Source organism: Kitasatospora sp. NPDC007106, assembly GCF_040634455.1.
Lineage (GTDB): Bacteria > Actinomycetota > Actinomycetes > Streptomycetales > Streptomycetaceae > Kitasatospora > Kitasatospora arboriphila.
On the sequence record NZ_JBEYFP010000733.1, the window covers coordinates 1 to 2881 of the forward strand.

Sequence of the window (2881 nt, forward strand, 5' to 3'; positions counted from 1 at the left end):
CAGGTAGTAGCCGGCGGCCGCGACGCCGCCCGGCACGGCGGCCAGCAGCGCGGGGCCGCCGCCGGTGTAGTCGGCGCCCATCGCGGCCTGCAGGAACAGGCCCAGGCTCGGCACGCCTCCCCAGACGACCAGGATCAGCACGGTGCAGTAGAGCGCGTACGCGACCTGGCGCACCCGGTTGAGACGGTGCGGGGTCCGCAGGGATCGCAGCAGGGCCAGCGCCTCGTCGGTCCAGTCGTCGGCGTCGCTCCACTCGGCGGGCGGGGCGTCGGCCGCGAGGGCCGGCTCCTCGGGCCCGTCCTCCGCGGCGACCGCGGGGCCGCCCGTGGCGCTCACCGGTCCTCCCCGCCGTCCACGTCGCCTGCGGACCCGGCGGACCCCGCGGACCCGGCGGCCGGGAGCTCCGCGAGCAGCAGTTCCGCGGCCAGCATCGCCTCGGGGACGCCCTGCCGGACGACGCGGCCCTCCTCCAGCACCACGACCCGGTCGGCCACCGCGAGGGCGAGGTCGGCGTGGTGGGTGACCAGCAGCACCGCCACGCCGTCCGCGAGTTCCGCCTTGAGCAGGTCGGCGAGGCGTCGGCGCGCGCCGGGGTCGAGGCGCTGCTCGGGCTCGTCCAGGAGCAGCAGGTCCCGCGGCCGGACGAGCGCGCAGGCCAGCAGCAGGGACTGCATCTGCCCGGAGGACAGGGCGGAGGTCAGCGCGTCCGCCCGCTCGTCGAGCATCCGGTCCTCCAGCACCTGCTGGACCCACGCGGCGGCGTCGGCGATCCCGTGCGCGACCGCGACCAGCAGCAGGTGCTCGCGCACCGTGAGGTCGGGGTAGCAGGCGACGGTGTCGCCGACGACCGCCACCCGGGCCCTGATCCGCGGGTCGTTCTCGTCCATCGCCAGGCCGTCGAACCGGACGGTGCCCCGGCTCGGCAGGTCACGGCCGGCCGCGAGCCGCAGCAGCGTCGACTTGCCCGACCCGTTGTGGCCGACCAGCGCCACGCACTCACCCGCGGCCACCGACAGGTAGACCGGTTGCAGGACCTCCCGGTCGCCGTACGAGCGGCTCACCCCGGTCAGTTGCAGCAGCGCCGGCCGCGTGGTGGCGTGCGGCTCGGCCGCGTTCTGAACCATGGTGGGCACCTCTCGACGATCGACCGGATCACAGTACCGACCGGCTGCCGGCGCCCGTGGGCCGCGGCCCCGTCGACCCGGTTCCCGGTCGTGACGGTGGCCGGCGTCTACCGTTGGTCGGGTCGGGGCGGCCGAGGCGGACGTGGAGGCGGCGCGGATGAGGGTCGTGTTCGTGCACGGGGCGTGCGTGCGGGACGGATCGTGGTGGTGGCACCGCACGGCTGAGCTGCTGCAGGAACGAGGGGTGCGGAGCGTGGCTCCGGCGCTGCCGAGCTGCGGCGAGGCGGGCACGCCCGGAGGCACCGGCGGTCCGGGGCTCGCCGAGGACGTCGCGGCGGTACGGCGGGCCCTGCTGGACGGCGACGAACCCACCGTGGTGGTCGCCCACAGCTACGGCGGCATCGTCACCGCGGAGGCCGCCGCCGGTGTCGGGGCGGTGCGCCACCTGGTGCTGGTCTCCGGCTACCTCCCCGAAGTGGGGCAGAGCCTGTCGGACTTCGGCGACGGCACGCCCGCCCCGTTCCTCGACGTCGACCCCGACGCCGGCACCTTCGGCGTCCGCCCCGACCTGCTCGTGGACACGTTCCTCCAGGACTGTGACCCGGACGTCCGGGCGCAGGCCGCGGACCACCTCGCCCGGCAGAGCGTCCAGGTGCTCGGGCAACCGGTCGCCGCGGCCGCCTGGCAGCAGCTGCCCTCCACCTACCTCGTCTGCACCCGCGACCGCGGCACCCCGCCGCCCCTGCAGCGCGAATTCGCCCGCCGCGCCGACGACGTCGTCGAACTCGACGCCGGCCACCACCCGTTCCTGTCCCGACCCGCCGCCGTCCGCGACCTGCTGCTGAGCCTGTGACGGCGCCCCGCGATCTCGGCGACGAGCGCGCCCGGAAGGGGCGTCAGCAGACCCTGACCTCCTGGTTGAAGCCGCCCGCGTCCACGCGGTGGGTGGTGAGGTTGACGAGGGCCGCCGAGACGTAGATGCAGCCGGGCGCCCAGATCTGGTAGGTCCACTGGTATCCGTACTCGCGCAGACGGGCCGTCACCTTGCCCCCGCCGCCGGGCTGGTCGCGGCGGATGGTGAGGTACGACTCGTGGGTGCCGGTGGCGTAGGGGTTCCAGACCCGTACCCAGTTCGTTCCGCAGGAGGGCGAGTAGCGGACCTCCAGGTGGGTGACGACCGGTCCGCCGTACTCCGGGGTCATCGGCAGGCTCGCGATGGTCCTGGCGTCGCCGGAGCACCGGATCATCGGATCGGTGTTGTCGTCCCACACGCTCGCGGACGCCGTTGACGGCACCGCGCAGGCCATCGCGAGTGCGGCCCCCAGCACCGCCGCACTCCGGCGCACCCGCCGCCAGGCATTCGTCATGGTCCGTCTCCCCCCGTGCAGGCCGCCGCGCCGGGACGGCCGACGGATCGAGGCGGGAGGCTACCCCTCGGCGGCCGCGCCACACCGGCCGCCGGGACGGTGACCGCGACTCCCGACCCGTTCCCGGGCGAACGGCACAGCGCCGACCTCACCCCGCACCGGGGCACCCTCGGAATGCGCCGGGGGCGCTCAGGCAATCGCGCACGCCCTCGCATCGCACACACGGACGAAGCCCCGCGGCTCCACGCCCGCCCACCCGCCGACGCCCACGGGAGGAGCAGCGGGGCGTCGTCCGACCGGTGGTGCCCGACCGGCGGTGTGCGGCGGGCCACCCTATCGTTCGTGAACGGGGGACCGAGCGGACTCAAGGTGTGCATGATGCCGAGACAC

At 75.3% G+C, this 2881-nt stretch carries 3 protein-coding genes and 1 pseudogene; 1 reads left to right on the forward strand and 3 read right to left on the reverse strand.

The features are described 5' to 3' along the window. Both ABZ641_RS31530 and ABZ641_RS31535 read right to left on the reverse strand, forming a co-directional pair. Positions 1-336, reverse strand: a pseudogene (locus ABZ641_RS31530) (hypothetical protein); the annotation flags it as partial. Beyond that, on the reverse strand, positions 333-1124 hold the full coding sequence (locus ABZ641_RS31535; protein WP_359987351.1) for an ABC transporter ATP-binding protein: 792 nt from the start codon (positions 1122-1124) through the stop codon (positions 333-335). The pseudogene ABZ641_RS31530 and the gene ABZ641_RS31535, both read right to left, overlap by 4 nt. Before the next feature lie 157 nt (positions 1125-1281). Between ABZ641_RS31535 and ABZ641_RS31540 the strand changes: the two genes are divergently transcribed. Continuing rightward, the gene (locus tag ABZ641_RS31540) at positions 1282-1977 is read left to right on the forward strand and encodes an alpha/beta hydrolase (RefSeq protein ID WP_344622234.1); all 696 of its coding nucleotides are present in this window, start codon (positions 1282-1284) and stop codon (positions 1975-1977) included. Positions 1978-2020: 43 nt separating this feature from the next. Here ABZ641_RS31540 and ABZ641_RS31545 read toward each other — a convergent pair whose 3' ends face one another. After that, entirely contained in the window at positions 2021-2491 is a 471-nt protein-coding gene (locus ABZ641_RS31545; protein WP_344622235.1) for a DUF2690 domain-containing protein, read from the reverse strand. Positions 2492-2881 lie beyond the last annotated feature (390 nt).